The sequence below is a fragment of the Pseudarthrobacter sp. MDT1-56 genome (assembly GCF_059383555.1).
In genome coordinates this window covers 40,383-63,226 of sequence record NZ_JBWZCK010000006.1, presented here as the reverse complement: position 1 = coordinate 63,226, position 22,844 = coordinate 40,383, and the positions used below count along the sequence as shown (strand labels likewise).

At 66.2% G+C, this 22,844-nt stretch carries 22 protein-coding genes and 1 pseudogene; 6 read left to right on the top strand and 17 right to left on the bottom strand.

The genetic code is table 11. The annotated features are described in order from the left end of the window. Positions 1 to 125 precede the first annotated feature (125 nt). From AC50YC_RS10010 to AC50YC_RS10000, 3 genes are all read left to right on the top strand, one after another. Positions 126 to 1,874 carry an AMP-binding protein gene (locus AC50YC_RS10010; protein WP_494953389.1) on the top strand — a complete coding sequence of 583 codons (1,749 nt, stop codon included), beginning with the start codon at positions 126 to 128 and terminating at the stop codon, positions 1,872 to 1,874. Positions 1,875 to 1,910: 36 nt separating this feature from the next. Next, a complete protein-coding gene (locus AC50YC_RS10005; protein ID WP_494953388.1) occupies positions 1,911 to 2,417 on the top strand; it encodes a MarR family winged helix-turn-helix transcriptional regulator in 507 nt (168 codons plus the stop codon). Positions 2,418 to 2,495: 78 nt separating this feature from the next. Next, entirely contained in the window at positions 2,496 to 3,350 is an 855-nt protein-coding gene (locus AC50YC_RS10000) for a LuxR C-terminal-related transcriptional regulator (protein WP_494953387.1), read from the top strand. Between the two features lie 94 nt (positions 3,351 to 3,444). Here the strand turns inward: AC50YC_RS10000 and AC50YC_RS09995 are convergent, their stop codons facing one another. Beyond that, positions 3,445 to 4,842 carry an MFS transporter gene (locus tag AC50YC_RS09995; RefSeq protein ID WP_494953386.1) on the bottom strand — a complete coding sequence of 466 codons (1,398 nt, stop codon included), beginning with the start codon at positions 4,840 to 4,842 and terminating at the stop codon, positions 3,445 to 3,447. 130 nt (positions 4,843 to 4,972) lie between these two features. On the opposite strand from AC50YC_RS09995, the pseudogene AC50YC_RS09990 reads away from it, so the two are divergent. Next, positions 4,973 to 5,242 (top strand): annotated as a pseudogene (locus tag AC50YC_RS09990) (DUF1761 domain-containing protein); the annotation flags it as partial. Positions 5,243 to 5,343: 101 nt separating this feature from the next. On the opposite strand, the gene AC50YC_RS09985 reads toward AC50YC_RS09990, so the two are convergent. The 4 genes from AC50YC_RS09985 to AC50YC_RS09970 all read right to left on the bottom strand — a co-directional run bounded on the left by AC50YC_RS09985 (position 5,344) and on the right by AC50YC_RS09970 (position 9,701). Continuing rightward, the gene (locus tag AC50YC_RS09985; protein WP_494953385.1) at positions 5,344 to 6,123 is read right to left on the bottom strand and encodes an enoyl-CoA hydratase; all 780 of its coding nucleotides are present in this window, start codon (positions 6,121 to 6,123) and stop codon (positions 5,344 to 5,346) included. Between the two features lie 62 nt (positions 6,124 to 6,185). Beyond that, the gene (gene mmsB / locus AC50YC_RS09980; RefSeq protein ID WP_494953384.1) at positions 6,186 to 7,136 is read right to left on the bottom strand and encodes a 3-hydroxyisobutyrate dehydrogenase; all 951 of its coding nucleotides are present in this window, start codon (positions 7,134 to 7,136) and stop codon (positions 6,186 to 6,188) included. Continuing rightward, entirely contained in the window at positions 7,129 to 8,202 is a 1,074-nt protein-coding gene (locus AC50YC_RS09975; RefSeq protein WP_494953383.1) for an enoyl-CoA hydratase/isomerase family protein, read from the bottom strand. Before AC50YC_RS09975 ends, mmsB begins: the two co-directional genes overlap by 8 nt. Continuing rightward, positions 8,202 to 9,701 carry a CoA-acylating methylmalonate-semialdehyde dehydrogenase gene (locus AC50YC_RS09970; protein ID WP_494953382.1) on the bottom strand — a complete coding sequence of 500 codons (1,500 nt, stop codon included), beginning with the start codon at positions 9,699 to 9,701 and terminating at the stop codon, positions 8,202 to 8,204. The genes AC50YC_RS09975 and AC50YC_RS09970 overlap by 1 nt, the downstream gene beginning before the upstream one ends. A 166-nt stretch (positions 9,702 to 9,867) precedes the next feature. Between AC50YC_RS09970 and AC50YC_RS09965 the strand changes: the two genes are divergently transcribed. After that, on the top strand, positions 9,868 to 10,674 hold the full coding sequence (locus AC50YC_RS09965) for an exodeoxyribonuclease III (protein ID WP_494953381.1): 807 nt from the start codon (positions 9,868 to 9,870) through the stop codon (positions 10,672 to 10,674). 31 nt (positions 10,675 to 10,705) lie between these two features. Further along, positions 10,706 to 11,614 (top strand): DUF8083 family protein, encoded by a 909-nt coding sequence (locus AC50YC_RS09960; protein WP_494953380.1) that lies wholly within the window; start codon positions 10,706 to 10,708, stop codon positions 11,612 to 11,614. A gap of 54 nt (positions 11,615 to 11,668) precedes the next feature. On the opposite strand, the gene AC50YC_RS09955 is transcribed toward AC50YC_RS09960, so the two are convergent. From AC50YC_RS09955 to AC50YC_RS09900, 12 genes are all read right to left on the bottom strand, one after another. Then, on the bottom strand, positions 11,669 to 12,784 hold the full coding sequence (locus AC50YC_RS09955; protein WP_494953379.1) for a LacI family DNA-binding transcriptional regulator: 1,116 nt from the start codon (positions 12,782 to 12,784) through the stop codon (positions 11,669 to 11,671). Positions 12,785 to 12,874: 90 nt separating this feature from the next. Further along, positions 12,875 to 13,129 (bottom strand): hypothetical protein, encoded by a 255-nt coding sequence (locus AC50YC_RS09950; RefSeq protein ID WP_494953378.1) that lies wholly within the window; start codon positions 13,127 to 13,129, stop codon positions 12,875 to 12,877. Positions 13,130 to 13,139: 10 nt separating this feature from the next. Continuing rightward, positions 13,140 to 14,027, bottom strand: coding sequence for a carbohydrate ABC transporter permease (locus AC50YC_RS09945; RefSeq protein ID WP_494953377.1), 888 nt, complete (start codon positions 14,025 to 14,027; stop codon positions 13,140 to 13,142). Next, entirely contained in the window at positions 14,024 to 15,061 is a 1,038-nt protein-coding gene (locus AC50YC_RS09940; protein ID WP_494953376.1) for a carbohydrate ABC transporter permease, read from the bottom strand. Before AC50YC_RS09940 ends, AC50YC_RS09945 begins: the two co-directional genes overlap by 4 nt. Positions 15,062 to 15,067: 6 nt before the next feature. Continuing rightward, on the bottom strand, positions 15,068 to 16,354 hold the full coding sequence (locus AC50YC_RS09935; protein ID WP_494953375.1) for an ABC transporter substrate-binding protein: 1,287 nt from the start codon (positions 16,352 to 16,354) through the stop codon (positions 15,068 to 15,070). Between the two features lie 235 nt (positions 16,355 to 16,589). Beyond that, entirely contained in the window at positions 16,590 to 17,201 is a 612-nt protein-coding gene (locus AC50YC_RS09930) for a hypothetical protein (protein WP_494953374.1), read from the bottom strand. Then, positions 17,198 to 17,770 carry a DUF6286 domain-containing protein gene (locus tag AC50YC_RS09925; RefSeq protein ID WP_494953565.1) on the bottom strand — a complete coding sequence of 191 codons (573 nt, stop codon included), beginning with the start codon at positions 17,768 to 17,770 and terminating at the stop codon, positions 17,198 to 17,200. Before AC50YC_RS09925 ends, AC50YC_RS09930 begins: the two co-directional genes overlap by 4 nt. A gap of 98 nt (positions 17,771 to 17,868) precedes the next feature. Then, positions 17,869 to 18,249, bottom strand: a complete 381-nt coding sequence (locus AC50YC_RS09920; protein WP_494953373.1) for a hypothetical protein — start codon at positions 18,247 to 18,249, stop codon at positions 17,869 to 17,871. Continuing rightward, entirely contained in the window at positions 18,246 to 18,437 is a 192-nt protein-coding gene (locus AC50YC_RS09915) for a hypothetical protein (protein WP_354172807.1), read from the bottom strand. Before AC50YC_RS09915 ends, AC50YC_RS09920 begins: the two co-directional genes overlap by 4 nt. Next, positions 18,434 to 18,898 carry an Asp23/Gls24 family envelope stress response protein gene (locus tag AC50YC_RS09910; protein WP_494953372.1) on the bottom strand — a complete coding sequence of 155 codons (465 nt, stop codon included), beginning with the start codon at positions 18,896 to 18,898 and terminating at the stop codon, positions 18,434 to 18,436. Before AC50YC_RS09910 ends, AC50YC_RS09915 begins: the two co-directional genes overlap by 4 nt. Before the next feature lie 139 nt (positions 18,899 to 19,037). Then, entirely contained in the window at positions 19,038 to 21,020 is a 1,983-nt protein-coding gene (locus AC50YC_RS09905; RefSeq protein WP_494953371.1) for a glycoside hydrolase family 32 protein, read from the bottom strand. Positions 21,021 to 21,214: 194 nt separating this feature from the next. After that, on the bottom strand, positions 21,215 to 22,807 hold the full coding sequence (locus tag AC50YC_RS09900) for a glycoside hydrolase family 68 protein (RefSeq protein WP_494953370.1): 1,593 nt from the start codon (positions 22,805 to 22,807) through the stop codon (positions 21,215 to 21,217). Positions 22,808 to 22,844 lie beyond the last annotated feature (37 nt).

Sequence of the window (22,844 nt, the reverse complement as noted above, 5' to 3'; positions counted from 1 at the left end):
CTCTTCCAAACCCTTGGATGTCCTAGTATATTGCACAGTGATGGGGATCACTAGACAACGGGTGATCTCCGGGCAACGGCGCCGGGCTTGAAACGGCTGCGCCACCAGACTTCGAAAGGTGCACCATGACAGTCACTGAGGAATTCCGCGCAGCACGCGACCGCATGCTTGACCTCCGCATGGACTACGAGGCGGCGCGCAGCGAATTCCAGTGGCCGCGCTTTGAGCACTTCAACTTCGCCCTGGACTGGTTCGACCAGATCGCGGCGGACCCGGCCAAGGCGAACAACCCGGCCCTCGTCATCGTCGAGCAGGACGGCTCTGCCACGCGGCGCAGCTACGCAGACCTGTCCCGACGCTCCGCCCAGGTGGCCAACTGGCTGCGCAGCCAGGGTGTCCGGCGCGGCGACCGCATGATCATCATGCTCGGCAACCAGGTGGAACTCTGGGAACTGATGCTCGCCGGCATCAAGCTTGGCATCGTCATGATCCCCACCACCACCCTGATGGGACCGGCGGACCTCAAGGACCGGGTGGAACGCGGCGGCGCGAACTGGGCCGCCGTCGGAAGTGCCAATATCCAGAAATTCGACGAGGTCCCGGGCGACTACACCCTGATCGAAATCGGCGGCGAAGCCGGCAACGCCGATATAAACAAAGCCGCCCTGCAGTACACCGAATCCGCCGGCGCGGCGGAGGCCTTCACCCCGGACGCGCCGACCCGTGCCGACGAGACCCTGCTGCTCTACTTCACCTCGGGCACCACCTCCAAAGCCAAGCTCGTGGAGCACACGCACACCTCCTACCCGGTGGGCCACCTGTCCACCATGTTCTGGATCGGGATGGAACCCGGCGATGTGCACCTGAACGTGGCCTCGCCCGGCTGGGCCAAGCACGCCTGGTCCAATGTGTTCACTCCCTTTATCGCCGAGGCCTGCGTTTTCATCTACAACTACGAACGCTTCGATGCCAAGGCACTCATGGAGCAGATGGACCGCGAGTCGGTGACGAGCTTCTGCGCCCCTCCCACGGTGTGGCGCATGCTCATCCAGGCCGATCTGACCCTGCTCAAGAACCCGCCCACCAAGGTGGTGTCCGCCGGCGAGCCGCTCAACGCCGAGGTGATCGACCAGGTCCATCGCGCCTGGGGACAGACCATCCGCGACGGCTTCGGCCAGACCGAATCCACGGTGCAGATCGCGAACACCCCCGGCCAGCCGATTAAGATCGGGGCCATGGGCAAGCCGCTGCCCGGTTACGACGTCGTGCTCGTGGACCCGGCAACGGGTGACGAGGGCGACGACGGCGAGCTCTGCCTGCGCCTCGACCCCCGCCCCGTCGGGCTGATGAAGGCATACTACGGGGACCCCGAAAAGACGGCGGACGCGTTCCGTGACGGCTACTACCACACCGGTGACATGGCGAGCCGGGACGAGCGCGGCATCATCACCTACGTGGGCCGCGGCGACGACGTCTTCAAGTCCTCGGACTACCGGCTGTCCCCGTTCGAGCTGGAAAGCGTGCTGATTGAGCACCCGGCGGTGGCCGAGGCCGCCGTCGTCCCCTCCCCGGACCCGCTCAAGCTCTCGGTCCCCAAGGCGTTTGTGGTCCTGGCGGCCGGGCACGAGGCCGGCCCGGAACTTGCCGAGGACATCCTGCGGTACTGCCGCGACCATCTGGCACCGTTCAAGCGGATCCGCCGGCTGGAATTCGCCGAGCTGCCCAAGACCATCTCCGGCAAGATCCGGCGCGTGGAGCTGCGGCACAGTGAAGAAGTACGCCACGGCGGCGGGACGGTCCCGGCCGGCCTCGGCACGGAGTACTCCGAAGCCGATTTCCCCGGCCTGAAAAGCCCCGCCGAAAAGCTAGGCTGAATCCCATGAGATTCAGGTCGAGAAGCTGGGGGTGCCGTGGCAACGCCGCTGCCGCGTGATCCGATCGCCGACGCCCGGCTGAACTGGGAACGGCACGGCTGGTCCGACGTCGCCGCGCCGATGGCCGCCATCACCGCCATCATGCGGACCCAGCAGATCCTGCTGGCCCGGATTGAGGGCGTCCTGAAGCCGTTCGGACTGACGTTTGCCCGCTACGAACTGCTCGCCCTGCTGAGCTTCGCCCGCAGCGGCGCGCTGCCCATGAACAAGGCGAGCGCGCTGCTGCAGGTCCATCCCACCTCGGTGACGAACGCCGTCGACAGGCTGCAGCAGGCGGGCCTGGTGCTCCGCTCGCCGCATCCCACGGACGGGCGCACCACCCTGATCGAACTCACCCAGGAGGGGCGTACACTGGCGAAACGGGCCACGGCAGCACTCAACTCCGAGGTGTTCGCCCAGTCCGGCTTCGCGGAGCAGGATGTCGACCAGCTGATCCGGATCCTGGGCACCTTCCGCCGCACCTCCGGCGATTTCAGCGAGTGACCATGGCCGGAAGGCCTCAACAGGACTGACTTCCCGTCACAATGCAGTGATGGGTTCCGCGGCACCAGGAGACGACTCATGCAGCCGAACGCCTATTCCCGCCCCGATGACCGGGAGCTGCTCCGGGCCTCCCTGCGCCTGCTCTCCGGCAGGTTCCGGCCCGCCGTGCTTTTCGCGGGGCTTGCCAGCGGCGAGTTGCTGCAGCTGACCGATTTCCTGGGCACCGCCACGTCCAGCCTGCACCAAATGCTGGTGGTTCCAGGCACGGGACTCGGCGGCCGGGTCTTCACGCAGCGGCGGCCGTTCCTTGTCGAGGACTATATCGCCTCCGAGGGAATCACCCATGAGTACGATCTCGCCGTCCGGCGGGAACGCCTGACGTCGATGGCAGCCGTCCCCGTGGTGGTCCAGGGCCGGTCGCGGGCGGTGCTGTACATCGCCAGCAGGGACAGTGCCCCGCTGGGCGAAGACGCTGTGTGCGAGGCGATGGAGGCTGCCTGCGAGATCGCCGCTGAGCTCCGCGTTCGGGACGAGGTGGACCGTCGGGTCTCGATTATCAATACGGCACGGGCCGAGCCTGCCCTGGCCTTGGACCGGAGCTGGCTGGAGCACGTCCGGGAAGCCCACGCCGAGCTGCGGTCCCTGGCCGGCACGGTGTCCGACCCGAACCTGGCACGGCAGCTGGACATCATCGGCAGCCATCTGGCGCCGCCTCCCGCCGACGGCATCCATCCGACGGCCCGGCTGGCCCGCCGTGAGCTTGATGTGCTGGCGCAGGTGGCGCTGGGCTGCTCGTACCAGGAGACCGCGGAACGCCTGGGCCTGAAAGCGGTGACGGTCAAGAGCTACCTGCAGAACGCGATGGCCAAATTGTCCGCGCACAACCGGCTTGAGGCCGTGTCCGCGGCCCGCCGGCTGGGACTCATCCCGTAGGGCGGGGCTCCCGGTCTTCACCGGCAACCCCGCCCCTGACTGCGGATCCCCCAACGACCGGCATCCGCAGCCTCGATTACCCCGGCTCAGATCCCTAGGGACCGGCGACGGGCTCGGCAACTGCTGTGCCTTCCGCATGCTTCGAGGAGGCGTGCGGCTTGCCGTCTTCCAGCCCGCGGTTTTCGCGGTTGGGCAGGGCCAGGGTGCAGAGTACGCTGAACACACCGATCCCGGCGAGCAGGAACCCGATGGACCACGCACCGGAGGTGACGGCGAGCTGGGCCGCCACGAGAGGGACGATGCCGCCGCCGACGACTCCGGCGAGGTTGTAGCCCATGCCGGCACCGGTGTAGCGGTAGCGGGTCTCGAAGAGCTCCGGCAGCAGTGCCCCGGCAGGGCCGTAGGCGATGGCGAAGATCACCAGGGTGACGGTGAGCCCGAGACCGAAGGCGAAGACGGTGTTCGCGCTGAGGATCGGGAACAGCATGAGGGACCACGGCACGGCGAGGATGCAGGAGGTGGCGATGACCTTCTTGCGGCCGAAGCGGTCCGAGAGGACGCCGGAGGCCAGGGTGGCGGCGGCGACAAACAGCGAGGCGACGATGCCGGTGCTCAGCACTTCCACCCGGCTCAGCTGCATGCCGGTGGGGCTTGTGGCATAGCTGGTGAGGTAGGCGGTGCCGATGTAGAAGAACGCGAACAGCAGCGTCAAGGAGCCGCCGGCGAGGAGGATTTCGCGCGGCTGGCGCTTGATGGATTCAAGGATGGGCAGCTTGGTGCTGGTATTGGTGACCGTGGCGGCGTTCTTGAAGACCGGTGTTTCCTCGATGCTCAGCCGCACCCACAGGCCCACGAGCACGAGCACTGCGCTGAGGATGAACGGAACCCGCCAGCCGATCGTGATGAAGGCCTCGGATTTGTCCCCCAGCGTCAGGTTGGTGATGAGGAAGGTGCCGCTGGCCAGGGCGAAGGCAACCGACGGGCCGAGTTGCGGGAAGGAGCCGAACAGCCCGCGCTTTCCCTTGGGAGCATATTCGGCCACGAGGAGCGTGGCGCCGGCCCATTCGCCGCCAACGGCGAGGCCCTGCACGAAGCGGAGCACCACCAGCAGGATGGGCGCGGCCACACCGATGGTGCTGGCGTCCGGAATGAGTCCGATCATCACGGTGGCGATGCCCATCATGAGCAGCGTGGTGATGAGGGTTTTCTTCCGGCCAATCCGGTCCCCGTAGTGGCCGAAGATAATCGCGCCGACGGGACGGGCGAAGAAGGCGACGGCGAACGTGCCGAAGGAGGCGATGGTGCCGGCTGCGGCGCCCAGGGCCGGGAAGAACACAACCGGGAAGACCAGGGCGGCGGCGGTGCCGTAGATGAAGAAGTCGTAGAACTCGATGGTGGTACCGGCGGCGCTGGCGAAGGCCACCTTGCGCAGCGTCTTCTTGCTGGGCGGCGCCTGCAGCCCGGCCGGCGAAGTCGGTGAAACTGAAGTCATGGCAATCTCCTTTGATGTCAGCCTCGATGCACGGCTTTGTGACTCAGCTCACCGTAGCGAAAAGCATGGACATCCAACTACCTCCTAAAAGAGGTAGTTCCGAAAGGCCAAGGACCGCCCGGGCGGTCCCCTAGACACCCTGGTGGTCAGCTTCGTCAGCGCGTGGGTGCTGGCGGGGTCGGCCGCCATCTCCCAGCACTTCTGCGGCGGGAACTTCCTGGTCAATACCCTGGTCACCGCCCTGATCCTGTGGGCAGGGTTCACGGCGGCGCGCTTCATCACCCACGACGCGTTCGAGGGCCGCCCGGCCGGGCTGACGGTGCTGAACTGCGCCCACGAACTCGTGACCCTCCTGGTGATGGCCCTGATCATCGGACCGTTCGGCATCAGCGCGGTGTGATGTCCGGCCCTGGCGACGCGCAAAAGCCCTGACGCTACCGGAATTCGGTAGCGTCAGGGCTTTTGTGCGTCATGGACCGGTTCCCGCCTGTCGCAGGAAGGTCAGCGGTGCGTGAAGTCCGGCTGGCGCTTCTCGGCGAAGGCCGCCATGCCCTCCTTCTGGTCCTCGGTGGCGAACAGTGAGTGGAACACCCGCCGCTCAAAGAGCACGCCCTGGGCCAGCCCGGTCTCGAACGCCGTGTTGACGGCTTCCTTGGCCACCATCGCCACCGGCTTGGACTTGGAGGCAATCACCGCGGCGGCCTTCAGTGCCTCGTCCACAACCTCCGCGGCGGGCACCACCCGGGACACGAGGCCGGCGCGTTCGGCTTCCTCGGCGTCCATGAAGCGCCCGGTCAGGATCATGTCCATCGCTTTGGATTTGCCCACCGCGCGGGTGAGCCGCTGCGAACCACCCATACCGGGGAGCACGCCCAGGTTGATCTCCGGCTGGCCGAACCTGGCGTTGTCTCCGGCAATGATGAAATCGCACATCATCGCGAGTTCACAGCCGCCGCCCAGGGCGAACCCGGACACGGCCGCGACCACCGGGATGCGCAGCCGGGTGAAATCCTCCCAGCCGCGGAACCAGTCCGCCGCGTACATGTCCATGTAGCCCTTGGACTGCATTTCCTTGATGTCCGCCCCGGCCGCGAAGGCCTTGGCGGAGCCGGTCAGCACGACTGCCCCCACCTCGGGGTCGGCGTCCATGGCCGACACGGCGGCCACGAGTTCGTCCATGGTGGCCTTGTTGAGGGCGTTCAGCGCCTCGGGCCGGTTGAGCGTCACGAGCCCCACCCGGCCACGGCGCTCCACCAGAATGTTTGAGTACTGCTCCGTCATGCCTGTCCCCTCAGTGCTGTTCGGAAATGTTGGGTGTTCGGCTGGCCAGTGTTCAGGACCGCCTAGTGTTCGGATTTTTCCCGGATGTCGGTGATGATGCCGGAGAAGTCCCGGCCCGCCCCGCCTTCCGCGGCAAAGCTATCGTAGATTTCGGAAGCGAGCGGACCCAGCCGCGCGGCGACACCGGTGCTTTCGAGCGCGTTGAGTGCCAGCTTCAGGTCCTTCGCCATGAGGGCTCCGGCGAACCCGGGCTGGTAGTCGCGGTTGGCGGGGCTCGTGGGCACCGGCCCCGGCACGGGGCAGTTGGTGGTCAGCGCCCAGCACTGGCCTGAGGCCGCGGAGGCGACGTCAAACAGCGCCTGGTGCGTCAGCCCCAGCTTCTCGCCCAGCACAAAGGCCTCGCTGACCGCGATCATCGAGACGCCAAGGATCATGTTGTTGCAGATCTTCGCGGCCTGCCCTGCACCATGTTCCCCGCAGTGGACCACACGATTGCCCATCACCTCGAGCATCGGCTTGACCGCTTCGAAGTCCTGCGGAAGTGCCCCCACCATGAAGGTCAGGGTGCCCGCCTCGGCCCCAACGACGCCGCCGGAAACCGGGGCGTCGACGGCCCGGTGTCCGGCCGCCACGGCGAGTTCGGCCGCTTCCCGGGCCTCATCCACGTTGATCGTGGAACAGTCCAGGAAGAGGGTGTCGGGAGCCGCGGTGGCGAGCAGACCAGTCTGGCCGGGGGTGCCGCGGTAGGCGTCCAGCAGGTGCTTTCCGCTGGGCAGCATGGTCAGGACGACGGCGGCACCGGCCACTGCCTCGGCGGCGCTGTCTGCGGTGGCGATGCCGTGCGCCCGGGCGGTTTCCAAGGCGGCCGGCACCACGTCGAAGCCGGTCACGGTGTAGCCGGCTTTTACCAGGTTGATGGCCATCGGCCCGCCCATGTGGCCCAGGCCGAGGAAGGCGACAGCTCCGGACTGAGCGCCGGGCCGGCCCTGTTCGGACGGCGATGGTTCAGACATTGTCGCGCTCCTTCGAAAGAATCAGTTCACGGTCGCCCAGCGGCGCAAAATAGGATTCGACATCGTCGCGGCTGACCTCCGCCAGCGTGGCGGGCTGCCAGTGCGGGTTGCGGTCCTTGTCAACCACCTGGGCGCGGATGCCTTCGCGGAAGTCCGGCCCGGCGAGGAACCGCAGTCCCACCCGGTACTCCTGTTCCAGGGTTTCCTCGAGGCTCAGTCCCCTGACCCTGCGCAGGGATTCCAGCGCCACCTTCACGGCGGTCGGCGACTTGGCGTCGATGGTGTCGGCAACTTCGGAGGCTTCACCGCCCACTGCCCGCAGCCGGCGCACGATCTCCTCGGCATCGTCACTCGAGTAGCAGGCGTCAATCCATTCCTGCTGCGCGGCGAGGACGGAGGGCGGAGCCTCCCCGGCGAAGCGTGCGACGGCGGCGTCCGCGGCCTCGTTCTCCAGCACCCCGGCGAGTTCCGCGAGCTTCGCGGACGGAACGAAGTGGTCCGCGAGCCCCAGGAACAGGGCGTCGGCGCCGCTCAGGTGCGCGCCGGTGAGGGCCGCATGGGTGCCTGACTCCCCTGGTGAGCGGCAGAGCAGCAGGGTTCCGCCGACGTCGGGTACGAACCCGATGGTGGTTTCCGGCATGCCCATCCGGGTGCGCTCGGTGACGATCCGGACCGAGCCGTGCGCGGAAATCCCCACACCGCCGCCGAGGACCAGCCCGTCCATAAACGCGACGTACGGCTTCGGGTAGCCCGAGATCAGGGAATTCAACCGGTATTCCCCGGCCCAGAACTCGGCCGTCGCGTCGCCGCCGTCGAGCATGTCCCGGTAGATGGCCACAATGTCGCCGCCGGCGCACAGGCCCCGGTCACCGGCGCCGCGGACCAGCACTGCAGCCACGGCGTCGTCGTCCGCCCAGACGGTGAGCTGGTCCAGCATGGCTGTTGCCATGCCCGCGGTGAGCGCGTTGACGGCCTGGGGCCGGTTGAGCGTGACGATGCCCAGGTGGCCGCGCCGTTCGAACAGCACCTCCGACGACGTGGCGTCCGAGGAGTGCTTCCCCGCCATCAGCTGCCTTCCGGCATCACGAAGCTGGCACCGGTGCGGATGCCTGAGGGCCAGCGGGTGGTGACCGTCTTGGTCTTCGTGTAGAAGCGGAAGGCGTCCGCGCCGTGCTGGTTGAGGTCGCCGAAGCCGGAGGCCTTCCAGCCGCCGAAGGTGTAGTAGGCAATCGGCACCGGGATGGGGACGTTGATGCCCACCATGCCCACCTGGACCCGGCTGGCGAAGTCGCGGGCGGAGTCGCCGTCGCGGGTGAAGATGGCCACGCCGTTGCCGAACTCGTGCTCGCTGCACAGGCGCAGGGCCTCGTCGTAGTCCTCCGCGCGGAGCACACTCAGCACCGGGCCGAAGATCTCTTCCTTGTAGATCGTCATGTCCTTCGTGACGTTGTCGAAGAGGGTGGGGCCGACCCAGAAGCCGCCCTCGTAGCCCTCGACCTTGAGGCCGCGGCCGTCGGTGAGCAGGGTGGCGCCCTCGTCGACGCCGGCCTGGATGTAGCCTTCGATCCGTTCCTTGGCGGACGCTGCCACCACCGGGCCGAAGTCCGAGTCCTTGGCGAGGCTGTGGCCGACCTTGAGGTCAGCGATCCGTTCCTCCAGCTTGGCGACGAGCGCGTCGCCGGTGGCCTTGCCCACCGGCACGGCCACCGAGATCGCCATGCAGCGTTCGCCGGCGGAGCCGAAGCCGGCGCCCATCAGGGCGTCCGCGGCCATGTCCAGGTCCGCGTCGGGCATGATCACCATGTGGTTCTTGGCGCCGCCGAAGCACTGGGCGCGTTTGCCGTTCGCGGCGGCCGTGGCGTAGATGTACTGCGCGATCGGCGTGGAGCCGACGAAGCCGATGGCCTGGACCCGGGGGTCCTCCAGCAGCGCGTCCACCGCTTCCTTGTCGCCGTTGACGACGTTGAAGACACCGGCGGGCAGGCCGGCCTCGGTGAAGAGCTCCGCGAGGCGCAGCGGGACGGAGGGGTCCCGTTCGGACGGCTTAAGAATGAAGGAGTTGCCCGCGGCGAGCGCCGGGCCGGACTTCCAGAGCGGAATCATGGCCGGGAAGTTGAAGGGAGTGATGCCGGCGACGACGCCGAGCGGCTGGCGCAGGGAATGGACGTCAATGCCGGTTCCGGCGTTGTCCGAGAATTCGCCCTTGAGCAGGTGCGGGGCGCCCGCGGCGAATTCCACGACCTCAATGCCGCGCTGGATGTCACCCTTCGCGTCGAGGAAGGTCTTGCCGTGTTCCGAGGACAACAGGGTGGCCAGTTCGTCCAGGTTCTGGTTGACCAGATCGACGAACTTCAGCAGGATCCGCCCGCGGCGCTGCGGGTTCATGGCCGCCCATTCGAGCTGGCCCTTTTCCGCGTTGGAGACCACGTTGCGGACTTCCTCGGTGCTGGCCAGCGGCACCCTGGCCTGGACCTCGCCGGTGCACGGATCGTAGACATCGCTGAAGCGCCCCGAGGTGCCTTCAACATGCTGTCCGTCAATGTAATGGGATAACTCGCGAACCATGATGGAATGCTCCTTTGCACCGTGTGATTGCCGAAGTGACGGCCGGGCCGCGTGTGACCCACGCCATCTTCTGCTCCCGAATATACTCGGACTTCCTACTAAATTCCAGAGGGGCGTGGCCGGCCCGCCGCTTCGTCGGGCAGACAAGTTCGGTAAGTTAGGGATTGTGAAGATAGCTACCTGGAATGTGAACTCGCTCCGCGCCCGCGCCGACCGCGTTGAAGCCTGGCTTCAGCGCACCGACTGTGATGTCCTGGCCATCCAGGAAACCAAGTGCAAAGACGACAACTTCCCCTGGGAGCTGTTTGAGAGCATGGGCTACGAGGTGGCGCACTTCGGACTGAGCCAGTGGAACGGCGTCGCGATCGCTTCCCGGGTGGGGCTCGACGACGTCGAACGCACCTTCCTGGACCAGCCCGTGTTCGGCAAAAACGGCAAGGACGCCGTGCAGGAGGCCCGCGCCATCGGCGGCACCTGCGGCGGTGTCAGGGTCTGGAGCCTGTACGTCCCCAACGGCCGGGCCCTCGACGACGAACATATGCCCTACAAGCTCAGCTGGCTGGACACCCTGCGGACCCATGCCGAGGGCTTGCTCCAAGAGGATCCCGCAGCCCAGATTGCGCTGATGGGCGACTGGAACATTGCTCCGCAGGACGAGGACGTCTGGGACATCGACTATTTCCGCGCCGAGGGCCTCACGCACGTGAGCGAACCGGAACGGGCAGCCTTCCATGCCTTTGAGAGCGCCGGCTTCCAGGACGTTGTCCGACCGCACACCCCCGGCCCCGGCGTTTACACGTACTGGGACTACACCCAGTTGCGCTTCCCGAAAAAGGAAGGCATGCGGATCGACTTCGTGCTGGCCTCCCCCGCACTGGCCGCCCGGGTCACCGGCGCCGCGATCGACCGCGAGGAACGCAAGGGCAAGGGTGCCTCGGACCACGCCCCCGTGATCGTGGAGCTGAGCGACTAATGGGCGCAGCGCCGGGAAGCGACGTGATCCAATGACGGGAAACCTCTACCGAGGCCAGGCCGGGCTGCCGTTCTCCTCCGCGCTGCGGGTCTACGAACCCCTGGAGGCGTTCCCGGAGGACCAGCAGGCGGCCCTGCGTGCGGCGGGCGCCCGGAGCGTTTCCCGGGCGGCCATCGAAAACGCCGAGCTCCAGGCATCCCTCGGCCGGATCACCCGCCCGGGCGGGGACCCGTTCCCCACCGGTGCGACGGATCTGGTCAGGGTTGTTGCGGTGCCGCGGACCGGCGGTCCGGCCCCGGCAGCAGGTCCGGACGACGCCGGGGCTCCCGAATCCGGGGCTCCGGAGCGGCTGCTGTACTGCCCCAGCCAGCTGGTGCTCCGGGCCGGGCTGGCGGCTAACGCCTTGATGGAGGGCATCCATGGGCCGCTGGCTCAGCTTCTCATCCCGGATGAGCAGCGCGACAAGCATCAGGGGCGCATCGATGAAGTGCGGGCGCATTCCGGGCTGGGCCGCGTGCACACCCGGGCGTCCACCTGGGGCATCCCCTTCAGCTGGTTTTGCCTGTTCAAGGAATCGGACCCCACGGACGTGGTGGAATCCGAGGGGCGAATCGTCACCGTGCGCATCCGGGCGACGATCGGCGAGGCCCTGGAGCGGGTCCGCTACGCCGTGGCCCATCTGGCCCTGGCCGCCCCCGATCTGGACATGCTCGAGGACCTGACCCAGCTCACCGAATGGCTGGAGCTCTTCCACCCGGAGTCTGTGGTGGAACTGGACTACGGCGCCGTGGCGGACAAGGTCTACCCGGATGACTCACCCATGGATGTCCGGCTGGGCATTGAGTGCCTGGCCGAAGGGGACATGACCGGGGCAGCCGCCGCCTACCGTCGGCTGGCATCCCGCTGGATCCCGATCCGGCAGCTCGCCCGCGCTTCCTGACACGGGCACGGCCTGTGGTTCACGGCCGGTGGCCGGTGCTGCGGGCGGGCGGCGCTACGGGCGGCCGGCCTGATCGGTGAGAATCCCCGGCGCAGCGCCCTTCCGGGCTGCCGCCTCCGCGCTCTTTGGCGGCGCCGTCGTGCCTCTGACGATCAGCTGATGCGGGGCCACCGTGGAGCGCACTGAACCGGCGATCCCGTCGAGCTCATCCAGCAGCATTTTCGTGCCCAGTTCGGCCTGCTCGTCCGGGCGCTGCCTGACCGTGGTGAGACCCATGGCCTCGGAAAAGTCGTGGTCGTCGATCCCGATGACCGAGAGGTCCTCAGGGACCCGCACCCCGGCCCGGGCGGCCTCAAAGATGATCCCCATGGCCATCTCGTCCGAGGCGCAAAAAATTGCCGTGGGCTTAGGTCCGGACCTGTCCCACAGCCGGTGGAAGGCGTCCTGGCCGCTGCGGACCGTAAAGTCCCCCCACTCGTCCCATTCCTCCCGGACGGTCAGGCCGGCTCCGGCCATGATGTCCTGGAAGGCCTTGATCCTGACCCGGGGGACGTCGAAGTTGAGGTCGGTTTCGTCGTCGCCGTGCAGCAGGGCGATCTCCGTGTGGCCGAGGTCGATCAGGTGCCGCACGGCAGTGGCGGCGGCGGCATAGTCGTCGATACCGATGTAGGGGCACTCCTCGACGTGGCCGCCGACGACGACCAAGGGGATGTCGATCTTCTGGAGATGCTCGATTTCCTCATGGGTCAAAGCCATACACAGGACCAGCAGCGCGTCGATCTGTTTGTAGACCATGGTTTTGCTGAAGAGCCGCTCACGGTGACTGCCGTGCCCGCCCAGGTTGAAGAGCGAGAGGTTGTACTGACGGGCGTGAAGTTCCCGGTCAGCGCCCTCGATGGCCTTGGAGAAGAACCAGCGGCTGACGAAGGGGGCCAGCACGCCGATGGTTTTGGTGCGCCCGGTGGCCAGCCCGGACGCCGAGGAGGAGGCGACGTAGCCCAGGGCTTCGGCGATGCCCAGGATCTTCTCCCGGGTGGCCGGCGAAACTCTGGGCAGGCCACGGACAGCGCGGGACACGGTGGCGGTTGACACTCCGGCGGCGGCGGCCACGTCTTCGATGCTGACACCGGAGTGTCCTCCGCGCTGCGCCCTGTCTGTTGTCTTTGCCACCGTGTCCCCTTGTTGCCTGACTGCTTCCGCCTCATGGCTGGATGCAGGAGTTTCCTGCCGCCATCTACGGCAGAAGGGCAGCTCTGGTCCTCACTTGCGCCGGGCTGCCGTCCTTTCCGGCAGGCGACGGCGCAGCCGGATCAGTCCGTACAGCGCCAGCACCATGGCCAGCAGGCCCAGGGACCAGCCAAGCGCCGGCTGGCCGGTTGCCTCCATCCAGACGGTGACCACCAGCAGCACAAGAGCCCAGAACCCGAGGAGACCGATGATGATATCGAAATCCTCTCCGGAGCGGACGCGCCGGTGTTCGTTGCGCACCAGGCCGTGGCTCGACTTGCTGTTCATTGCCAGGCCGTCACTTCACAGCGCCGGCGGTGAGGCCCGCGACGATCTTACGCTGGAAGACCAGCACCAGAATGACCAGCGGAATTGTGACGATCGTTCCGGCGGCCATGATGGCCGTGTACGGAATCTGCTGCGGCTGGGCCCCGGCGAAGTTGGCAATGGCCACCGTCACCGGCTGGGTCGCATCGTTGGATAGCTGGCTGGCAATCAGGAACTCGTTCCAGGAGGAGATGAACGCCAGGATCGCCGTCGTGAAGATGGCCGGTGCCGCCAGCGGCATGATCACCCGCCGGAACGCCTGCCCCTGGGTACAACCATCGACCCGGGCCGCTTCCTCCAGCTCCCACGGCATTTCACGGAAGAACGAGGTCATGGTGTAGACCGTCAGCGGGAGTACGAAGGAGATGTTCGGAATGATCAGTGCCTGGTAGGTGCCCATCCAGCCGATATTGGTGAACAGCTGGAAAAGCGGGGTGATGAGGGCGACGCCGGGGAACATGGACGCCCCCAGGATGAAGCCCAGCACCAGGAACTTGAACCGGAAATTCAACCGGGCTAGGGCATAGGCCGCGAAGACGCCGAGCACCAGCGAGATCAGGGTCACCGTCACGCCGATGAACACACTGTTCAGGAGCGCCTGCCCGAACCTGTTGCCGAACGAGGTGTCGAAGGCCGTGGCGAAGTTGTCGAGCGTCACGTGGGTGGGCAGGAGCGAGGTGTCGTAGGTGAAGCCCACGTCGCGGAACGCCGTGACCACCATCCAGTAGGCCGGCGCGAGGCACCAGATCAGGATGACGGCCGCACTGATATACGTGCGGACACTCGCCCACTTCTCGCGGTTCTGGGCTACCTTGCGGCCCCGGTCCTGCCGGGCGCGGAGTTCGGTCGCGGCGGTCATTTCTTCCCCTTACCTGCGCCGGTTTGCTGCTCCACAACATTCGCTCCCAGGAAGCGGACGAAAATGAAGGCCACCATAAAGATGATGATGAACGTAATAGTGGACAACGCGGCGGCGGAGTTGAACCCTTGCCTGATTTGGTTGACCACCAGAATGGAGAGCGTAGTGGTGTTGTTGGAGCCCTCCGTCAAAATGTACGGAAGGTCGAACATCCGCAGGGCATCCAGGGTCCGGAAGAGAATCGCGACCATCAGCGCCGGCTTCACAAGCGGCAGGGTGATCATCCGGAACCGCTGCCAGGCAGAGGCCCCGTCGACCTTGGCCGCTTCGTAGACGTCGGCCGGAATCATCTGCAGCCCCGCCAGGATCAGCAGCGCCATGAACGGCGTCGTCTTCCAGGTGTCGGCGATGATGACGGCCCACCGGGCCGGGACTTCGCTGCCCGTCCACAGGATCGTGGTGTTGAACAGTTTGTTGCCGATGCCCTCGAAGGCGAAGATGAACAGCCACAGCTGGGCCGTGACGGCGGTGGGGATGGCCCACGGCACCAGAACGGCGGCACGGACCAGGCTGCGCCCGCGGAAGGTACGCGCCATGATGATCGCCATCCAGAAGCCGAGGATCGTCTCCAGCGTCACCGTAATGATGGTGAAGTAGAAGGTCGTACCGGTGGCGGACCAGAACTGGGCACCGAGGGTCCCGGGCGGGCACGCCACGGTTCCGCCGTCCGGGGCGGCGCACTGCTGGAAAATCCAGTTGATGTAATTCGAGAATCCAGCCGCGCCGCCATCGGTGAAGAGCCCCGAGACGGGGTCAAGGCCGGCATCCTTCTGGAAGGACATCACGATGGCGCTGATGATCGGGTAGACGATCACAATTGCCAGCGCGAAGATGGTCGGCGCCAGGAGCCACGAAGCCCACTTGCCCTGGCTCGCAATCGCGTTGTCCTCCCCGACGCCCTTGGGCCCGTGGTGGACCGGGGTACCGCCCGACGCCGGTTCCTTGACCGGCGTCGGGCCCAATTCGGTTGCCATGGCTAGCTACTGTCCCGCGCTAGCGGACTCGATGGACTTCTGCATGTCGGACAAGGCCGCGTCCACAGTCTTCTCGCCCTTGATGGCCGAGTAGGCATTTTCCTGGATGGCCTTGGTGACGGCCGGGTAGAACGGGGTGACGGGGCGCGGCACGGCGTTCTCGATCGAGGTCTTCAGTACCGGGAGGTACGGCAGCTTGGCTACGAGTTCCTGGTCGTCGTACAGGGATTCGAGGACCGGGGCCAGTGAGCCCTGGGTGGCAAAGAACTTCTGGTTCTCTTCGTTGACGAGGAACTTGACGAAGTCCAGGGCCGTGGCCTTGTTCTTGGAGTAGACGCTGACGGCCGCGCTGTGTCCACCCAGCGTTGATGCGCCGGGGCCATCCTTGCCGGGGAGCGCCGTCATGCCGAGGACGTCCTTGACCTTGGAGGAGCCTTCCGTCGCGGCCAGGTTGTAGACGTACGGCCAGTTGCGGTGGAACAGGAGCTTGCCGTCCTGGAAGGCCTGGCGGCCCTGTTCCTCCTGGAAGGTGATGGCTTCCTTGGGGATGCTGCCGTCGGCGTAGGCCGCGGCGAGGTTTTCGAGGCCTGCCTTGGCCTCGGGGGTGTTCAGGTTCGGCTTGCCGTCCTCGTTGAGCACGGAACCGCCGGCGGAGTTGATCGCTTCGGAGGCGTTCACCGTGAGGCCCTCGTACTTGGCGTACTGGCCGGCGAAGCAGCCGATGCCGTTCTCCTCGGCGATGGAGCACATGCCCATCATCTCGTCCCAGGTCTTGGGAGCCGTGGGGACGAGGTCCGTGCGGTAGTAAAGGATGCCGCCGTCGGAAGACACCGGAGCCGCGTAGAGGGTCCCCTTGTAAGAGCCGGCGTCAATGGTGGGCTTCAGCATGCCCGCCGTGTCTACTGCCATCTTGTCCTTCAAAGGCTGCAGCCAGCCCTTGGCGGCGAACTCTGCAGTCCAAACGACGTCGACACTGGCGACGTCATAGTTGGGGTTCTTGGCCTGGTAATTCTGGACGAGGTCATCGTGCTGCTGGTCGGCCTGGTCGGTCTGTTCCTTGAACGTGACCTTCTCGTCCGGGTGGGCCGCATTCCACTTCTCGATCAGCGGGCGGACCACGTTGCTGTTGTCCTTGCCCTGCACGTAGGTGATGGGGCCGCGGCTGTCGAGGCCTTGCTCGGCGTCGGTGCCACCGGCGGTCGTGCTGCCTCCTCCTCCGCCGCCACAGGCGGAGAGAGTCAGGGCTAGCACGCCTGCTGCGGCGACGGGAAGTAAGAACTTCGGTGTTTTCATACTGGGGGCTCCTCGCTGAGTACCGGACAAAAAACGGCGGTGCGTTCGTGTGGTGCCCATCACGATAATCAACACCCGGTGAGGAATGCAAGCGTTTACATAGAACCTTTACAGAAAGGAGACTCTTGCGCCGGGGCCTGTTCTGTGCGCCGGACCGCGCGAATTCAACGGAATCCGCCCCTGGGGCGCCGCCAGCGCCACCGCCGAAACATGTTGCCGAAAGCTCACACGGGGGTCAGCGGACCCGCTCGGCCCGCCCAAACCTCGAGCGGGCACCCGAGGCGATGTGGATGAGCACCGGGGTGCGTTTTCCGAGCGCGACGTCGAGCGCCTCCACGAGGGCGGACACCTCGGCTGCGAGCCGGTGCGGGGCCACGCCGTGGCGGGGCTGGATCCGGATTCTCAGGGCCGGTTCGCCGCGGGATTCGTAGGTGGCAACGCTCGCGCCGGCCAGGTCCGGACGGTCCGCCAGGGCGGCCCGAAGCGCCTGCTCGGCTACCCCGCTGCCAACCCTGACGTTTCCGGGTACCTCACCCGAGTCCTCTTCGGACACGAGGAAGTTGGCCCGGCCCTTGCCCTGCTGGGCGACCCAGGCCACCATGGCCCCAATCACGAGGAGCAGCATCAGGACCACCACGATCCAGAGCCAGCTCTCCGAGCGCCCGGGGAAGCGCGTGCGCTCGAAAAGGTCGCGCCAGATGCTCCAGACGCCGGCGGCCCAGCCCTGCCACCATGTGGCGACGGCCGGCACGGTCGCCAGCAGGATGAGCAGTATTCCGATGGCTAGGAGCTTCAAGCCGAGGACGCCGATCAGGATCCGGTTGAGGGTTCTGGGGGTGCCGTTCATGCGCCGATCACCCCGGTCGACGCCACATTGATGCGAACCTCCGGTGTCGGTGACAATCCCATGTCCCGGAGCTCATCCTGGACGGCCGCGAGGACGGCATCCCGTCCCAGCGAGACGCCGGAGGTGGGACGGACGTTGACTTCGACCCGCTGCCGGGACACGGTCACCATCACCTGTTCCTGGCTCACGTTGGCGGCCAGCCGTGCCCGCCGCGCGAGCGCGGAGGCTATAACTTCGTCGTCCACAACGACGGCGGCGCGGCTGTCCCGCAATCGGTGGCGGGCACGTCGTCCCGGCAGCACCGCGTTCAGGACAAAGAACAGCCCTGCCATAACCAGCACCGCACCAACGACGCCGAGCAGGAGCGGCTGCACCCCGTTCGGGAGCGCCACCGCCCGCTCCGCGGCCGTCTGCGGATCCACGAGCCACGGCGGCTGGCCGACGGCCCGGACAGCGGTTTCCAGCAGGGCATAGACGCACAGCGCGATCACGAGCACTGCGGCGATGATCGAGGCCACCGCCCTGGAGGAGTGGGTCTCGCGTTTGAGGATCTCTTCCACACCCTCGATGCCGGGCTCCGCAGCTGCCGGGTTGCCGGCCGACGGTGCGGCGCTGGGGGCGGGCGGGACGTGGCTCCCTTGGCGGGAATTGTGAGAAGTGGAGTGACTCAATGGACCCGCCGTCCTTCGCTCACGCTGGCGCCGCTGATCCGGATGTCGACCCGGCTCAGCCGGGCACCGCTCAGCTCGGTCACGCGGCGCAGGATCTCAGCCTTGGCGGCCACGGCCCGGTCCCAGACGGAGCCGCCGAAGCCTGCGGCGCGTCCGGGGTCCCGCAGGACCGCGGCCAGCGGCGGAAGGGTGATGGGTGAGACAAGGGACAGTGCCAGCAGCCCGTCGTCGTCGGACCACTCAGCCCGCACCTCATGCGGCGCGACGCCAAGGGCCTCCGCCGCGGCGGCCCGGGCCACGCTGGTGAGCGCCTGGGTGCTGATCCTGGTGTGTCCAGCCATCGCGGCGGCGCGGACCGCACCAGCTGTCCCGCTCATGAGGAGGAACGCCGGCCTGTGAGAGCGTCAAGCACGCTGCGCAGGTCCAATTTCCCTTCCGCGGCGCGGCCCAACAGGGCTCCGATTCCCATAAACAGCAGGGCGCCCAGGAAACCCCATACGCCGAACTGGAAGGACATGAATGCGGCGAAGGCGCCCATTGCGATTCCCACAACCGTTAGATTCACTGGATTGCCTCCCTTGAAGGCCGCGCTTCGGCCGGGGTACCGGGCTTCGCCGGGCCGGGCACGTAGACGTCGTTGATTTCGATGTTCACTTCGATGACCTGGAGCCCGACGAGTTCCTCGACCGCCGCGTACACGGCGGCTCGGATCTGGTCCGCCAGGGCGTGAAGGGGTGTGCCGTACAGCGCCACCAGGTCTATGTCGACGGCCACCTGGGTTTCACCGACCTCGGCGCGGACTCCGGCGGCGTGGTCCGAGCTGCCGACGGCGTCCCGGAAAGCTCCGAGCGCGCGGGACGGGCCGGATCCCAGGGAATACACGCCGGGCACTGAGCGAGCGGCTATGCCCGCGACCTTCGCGACGGCGGTCTCGGAAATGACGGTGCGGCCGGCACCGGGCAGCGGCAGGTTGGTGGCCACCCCGGGCACAGGGGCCGCTGCAGGCTGAGAATCCTGGTATTCCATGAGGCACTCCCCCTTCTCTTTGAGACCACCCTAGTACCTGCCGGCGACAAGGTGTCCGCTTGGCCCGGCAGGCCACTCGGATCTCCTCCCGGAAGCGCAGCTCCGACGCCTTGCCGCTGCCCAGGAGGGACCGAACTGGTCAGCGTGTCGCGGCCAGCCGCCTGTAGCTGAAGGACTTGAGCGTCAGGGACCCTTCTGCCGTGACGGCTTTGATGGTCGGCGCCCCCGCGGTTGGGAAAACGAGTGACGTCATGGTCTTTTCCCCGCCATTGATGAAAACCTCTACTGAGCAATAGTCGACGAAAATTGTTAGCTCCAGTTTCCCTTCACGCGGTGGGCTGACGGTGCGTCGCGACGCCCGATAGTCCGGGGGGAGTTCGGCCTTGCCGGTGTCGGCAGCATCAGCATCGCGGGAAATGAATGCCGATTCACTCGCGAAGTCATATCCGACCGTCGCGAACGTTCCCTTGTCGCTTCCAAGCTCGATCCTCGCTTCGGATCCGTCGTCGCCTCCCGTGCGTTCAAGCGTCACATCGAGCCTGTATGCCCCGCCCTCCGGAACCGGTAGCTGACCTGTGCCATCCTGTGTCATTCGCCGTTCCCCGACCGTTGCCACCGGTCCTTCAATAGACTCCATGGCAGCGGTGGGGCTGGACACCAGGGTCGGCTTTCCCGTGACCGTTTTCAGCCTGATGTCGCGCACAATGGAGTCGGCGCCGCCGTGCCAGTCCTCAGTGGGAAGCTGCCGCGCGTACGTCCAGTTGTTCATCCACCCGATGGCGTGCCGGGAGGACATCCGCTGGCTTTCGGTGAGCCTGGGATCGTCCCACGTCACGGCGGCGTAAAAGTCGGAGCCGGCATCTAGCCACTGATGTTCCTCGTCAGTGGCTGTGAAGCGGGTTCCGTCCCACGTGCCGGTCCAGTAGGCAACGCCCGTGGTGAATCCCTCTTCGCTCCCATTGGCGCTGGCGGCCAGGACCCAGGTCCGTTTGGACGGGTCACCGTCGAGATCCAGCTGGAAGAGTTCCGGGCATTCCAGGGTGCCCAGACCGGTGCGTTCGATGCCCGAAGAGTAGTGCCAGTCCTTGAGGTCCGTCGAGGTGTACATGCCGATCTTCTCGCCTTCGGCCAGTGCCATCACCCATTGGCCGTGGGCTTCATCGCGGATGATCTTAGGATCCCGCCAGTCCGGTTCACCGGGGTTTTCCATGATGGGGTTCTTCTCGTACTCGGTAAACGAGTATCCGTTGTCGGTGGAATAGAACAGGGATTGCCGCTGGATGCCCTGGTCCTGTTGTGTCATGACCGCGATAACGGCCCCCTTGCCGAAGCCGGCCGAGTTGTCATGGTCCACCACGGCGCTTCCGGTCTCGATGTCGCCCAGCCCGTTTTTGTACTTGGCGATCGCCACCCCTTCGTCTTTCCAGTGCACCAGGTCTGTGCTTGTCAGGTGGTACCACTCGGTGCCGTTTTCCTTGGGATACCCGGCATTGTAGAGGTAGTAGTAGTGCCACAGCCCGTCCAGCAGGATCGGACGCTGCGGATCATTCATCCAATTCTTTCCGGGCGTGATGTGATAGCTGGGCCGGAACTGGGACGCCCCCTCGGGCCGGTCGAACGCTGAAGCCGCGGGCGACGACGTCTGCCGCGGCACGCCCAGATCCGAGAGCATGGACGCAACTGCTTCGGAAGACATGCACTCGGGGCGGACGACTTCACCTTTTCCTGCACGGACGACCCGGTCTTCCACGCTGGACCTGATCTCGACGTCATCTCCAATCCGTGCGGCTGCCACCCACCCGTTGCGGCATTCGATGCTCCGCAAATCCGCCACGCCTTCGGCCCGGATCGGATGCGTCAGCTTCTCAAGGGTGTGATCTCCACCGCTGATCCAGTAGGAGCCGTAACGGCCCTGGGATGCCATGGCTTCGGCCTGGGCGTCGGCGACGCCCTCGAGCGCCTGCTCGGCCTGGCCGCCGGCAGCCGGACGGGAACCCGTCGTCGTCGGGACCAGAGCCACCGCGACAAGAACCGCCGCGGCCGCTGCGGCCACAACAATCCAGATCGTGCGGGGGCTCGCGATACGTCGTCCGATCAGCTTGGTACGTGAAACTGCAGTCATTAGCCAGGTTGGCGGTCGCCTGCGTCGAAGTTGCTTCAACTTTTTCGGCACCAGCGGGCGTAGATGGTCTCTCACAATTCAACATTCCTGATTCTGGTGGTGACGCGACGCCCTCATCTAAGGCCCGCACAGACAGAGGATGGAGGCGCCCGGATTCCCGGGCGCCTCCTCCCTGTTACTGCCTCATTGATGAACTACTTGTAGTGGCCTGCGCCGCCGACGTTGACGTTGGTGGGAAGGTAGCCGAACGGACCTAGGCCGTTCTGGCCGAAGGTGCGGTCCACCGCGGAAACTCCGTCGCGGAAGTTGATTTTCACGGTGGGCGAGAGTGAGCCTCCGCGGACGCCGTTGACATTGTCAATGAAGGACTGCACCAGGCCGCCGGGCTGCACGTAGTGCGAGTAGGCCTGGAACTGGCGGCCGTTCTGGTTGGGCGTGGGTGCCTCCGGGGACTCGGACGGAAGGTTCAGGTCCGTCGGTGAGCCCAGGGCCAGGCCGCTGTTGTTCATCGGCTGGTAGTCGGACCGGACACCGTCGCCGACGAAGCCGTAGACCCCGTCCGGGCCGCGCATTCCGGCGGCGTAGGTGAACTGGTGGCTGATGGTGAACAGGTAGTACTTGTTCTTGCCGCCTTCATTCTGGATGAAGATCTGCGGACGTTCGGTCTGGTCGTTGACGCAGTTGGCCGAGAGGATCGGGGGCAGGAAGGACCACTTGGTCAGGTCCTTGTTGTCCGCAACGGCGAGGCCCACATTGGCGGTCTGGAAATAGGCGCCGCTGCTGTTGACGTTGTTCACGTTCTCGGCGTTGGGGTCACCGGGCTGATAGCCCAGGTCCTCGGCCTTGCATTCGTACTGTCCACGCGTTCCGCCGGTGTTGCCTTCGAACACCATGAAGGTCTTGCCCGGGTGGGCCGGGTCAGCAAAGGTGTACGGATCACGGAAGGCGAAACCCGGGTTCTGGGCCTTGGTCTGGTACATCGTGCCATCCGGTTCCAGCAGTTTCGTGTGCTGGAACCCGTCAAAGGTGACCCCATTCTGGTCCGCGTGGATCTTGCCCAGCGCTTTGGCGATGGCAGCGTCCGGGGCGATGCCGCCGCCGCCCGTGTTGCGCTCGGCCACGTCATAGAACGTGGTGGCCGTGTAAAAGACGTTGACCTGGTTGCCCTGCATCAGGCGGGTGGAACCGGACCATTCAGTGTTGCCGATCGAGGCCCCGTCGGCGAAAACGTGACCTCCGTAGTTCCACTTATCCTTGGCCGGGTCGGCGTTGGTCTTGCGGAAGAAGTAGCCGATGCGGGCATTCCAGTGACGCTGGTCGAAGCCGTAGCCAGCGTTGCGGTCGGCGACCAGGGAGAAGACGACGTCCCAGCCCTTGTAGCTGATCTGGTTCGCGTTCTCGTCGGTGAGGGACCAGGTATCCCAGACCCAGACGTCCTCATTCATGGTGGGGAAGCTCTCCGGGATTTCCGGCATGGTGACGTTCGGGCTCATCGAGTTCTCGCCAGGGGTGACCGTGGGGTCACTCTGCGCCATGATCTGCTTGGCATCGGCACGGGTCCACTTGGACGTGAAGTCCGACGCCGGATCGTACGCCTGCTGGCTGTGCTGGGTCGGAAGCGGGAAGCCGGGAGTCGGCGCCGGCATCTGCGTCGCCGGCGGATCTGCAGGCTCGTTGGCCTGGGCCGAGGGAGCGGCCAGAAACGCTGAGGCCACGATGGCGGCTGCCAGCGCTGCGGCGGCGGGGCGCCACCGCATAATCAGGGGTGTATTGGGATGCCTGTGCATTCTTGCTTCTCTCGCGGAGTTAAGACCAGTCGTGGAT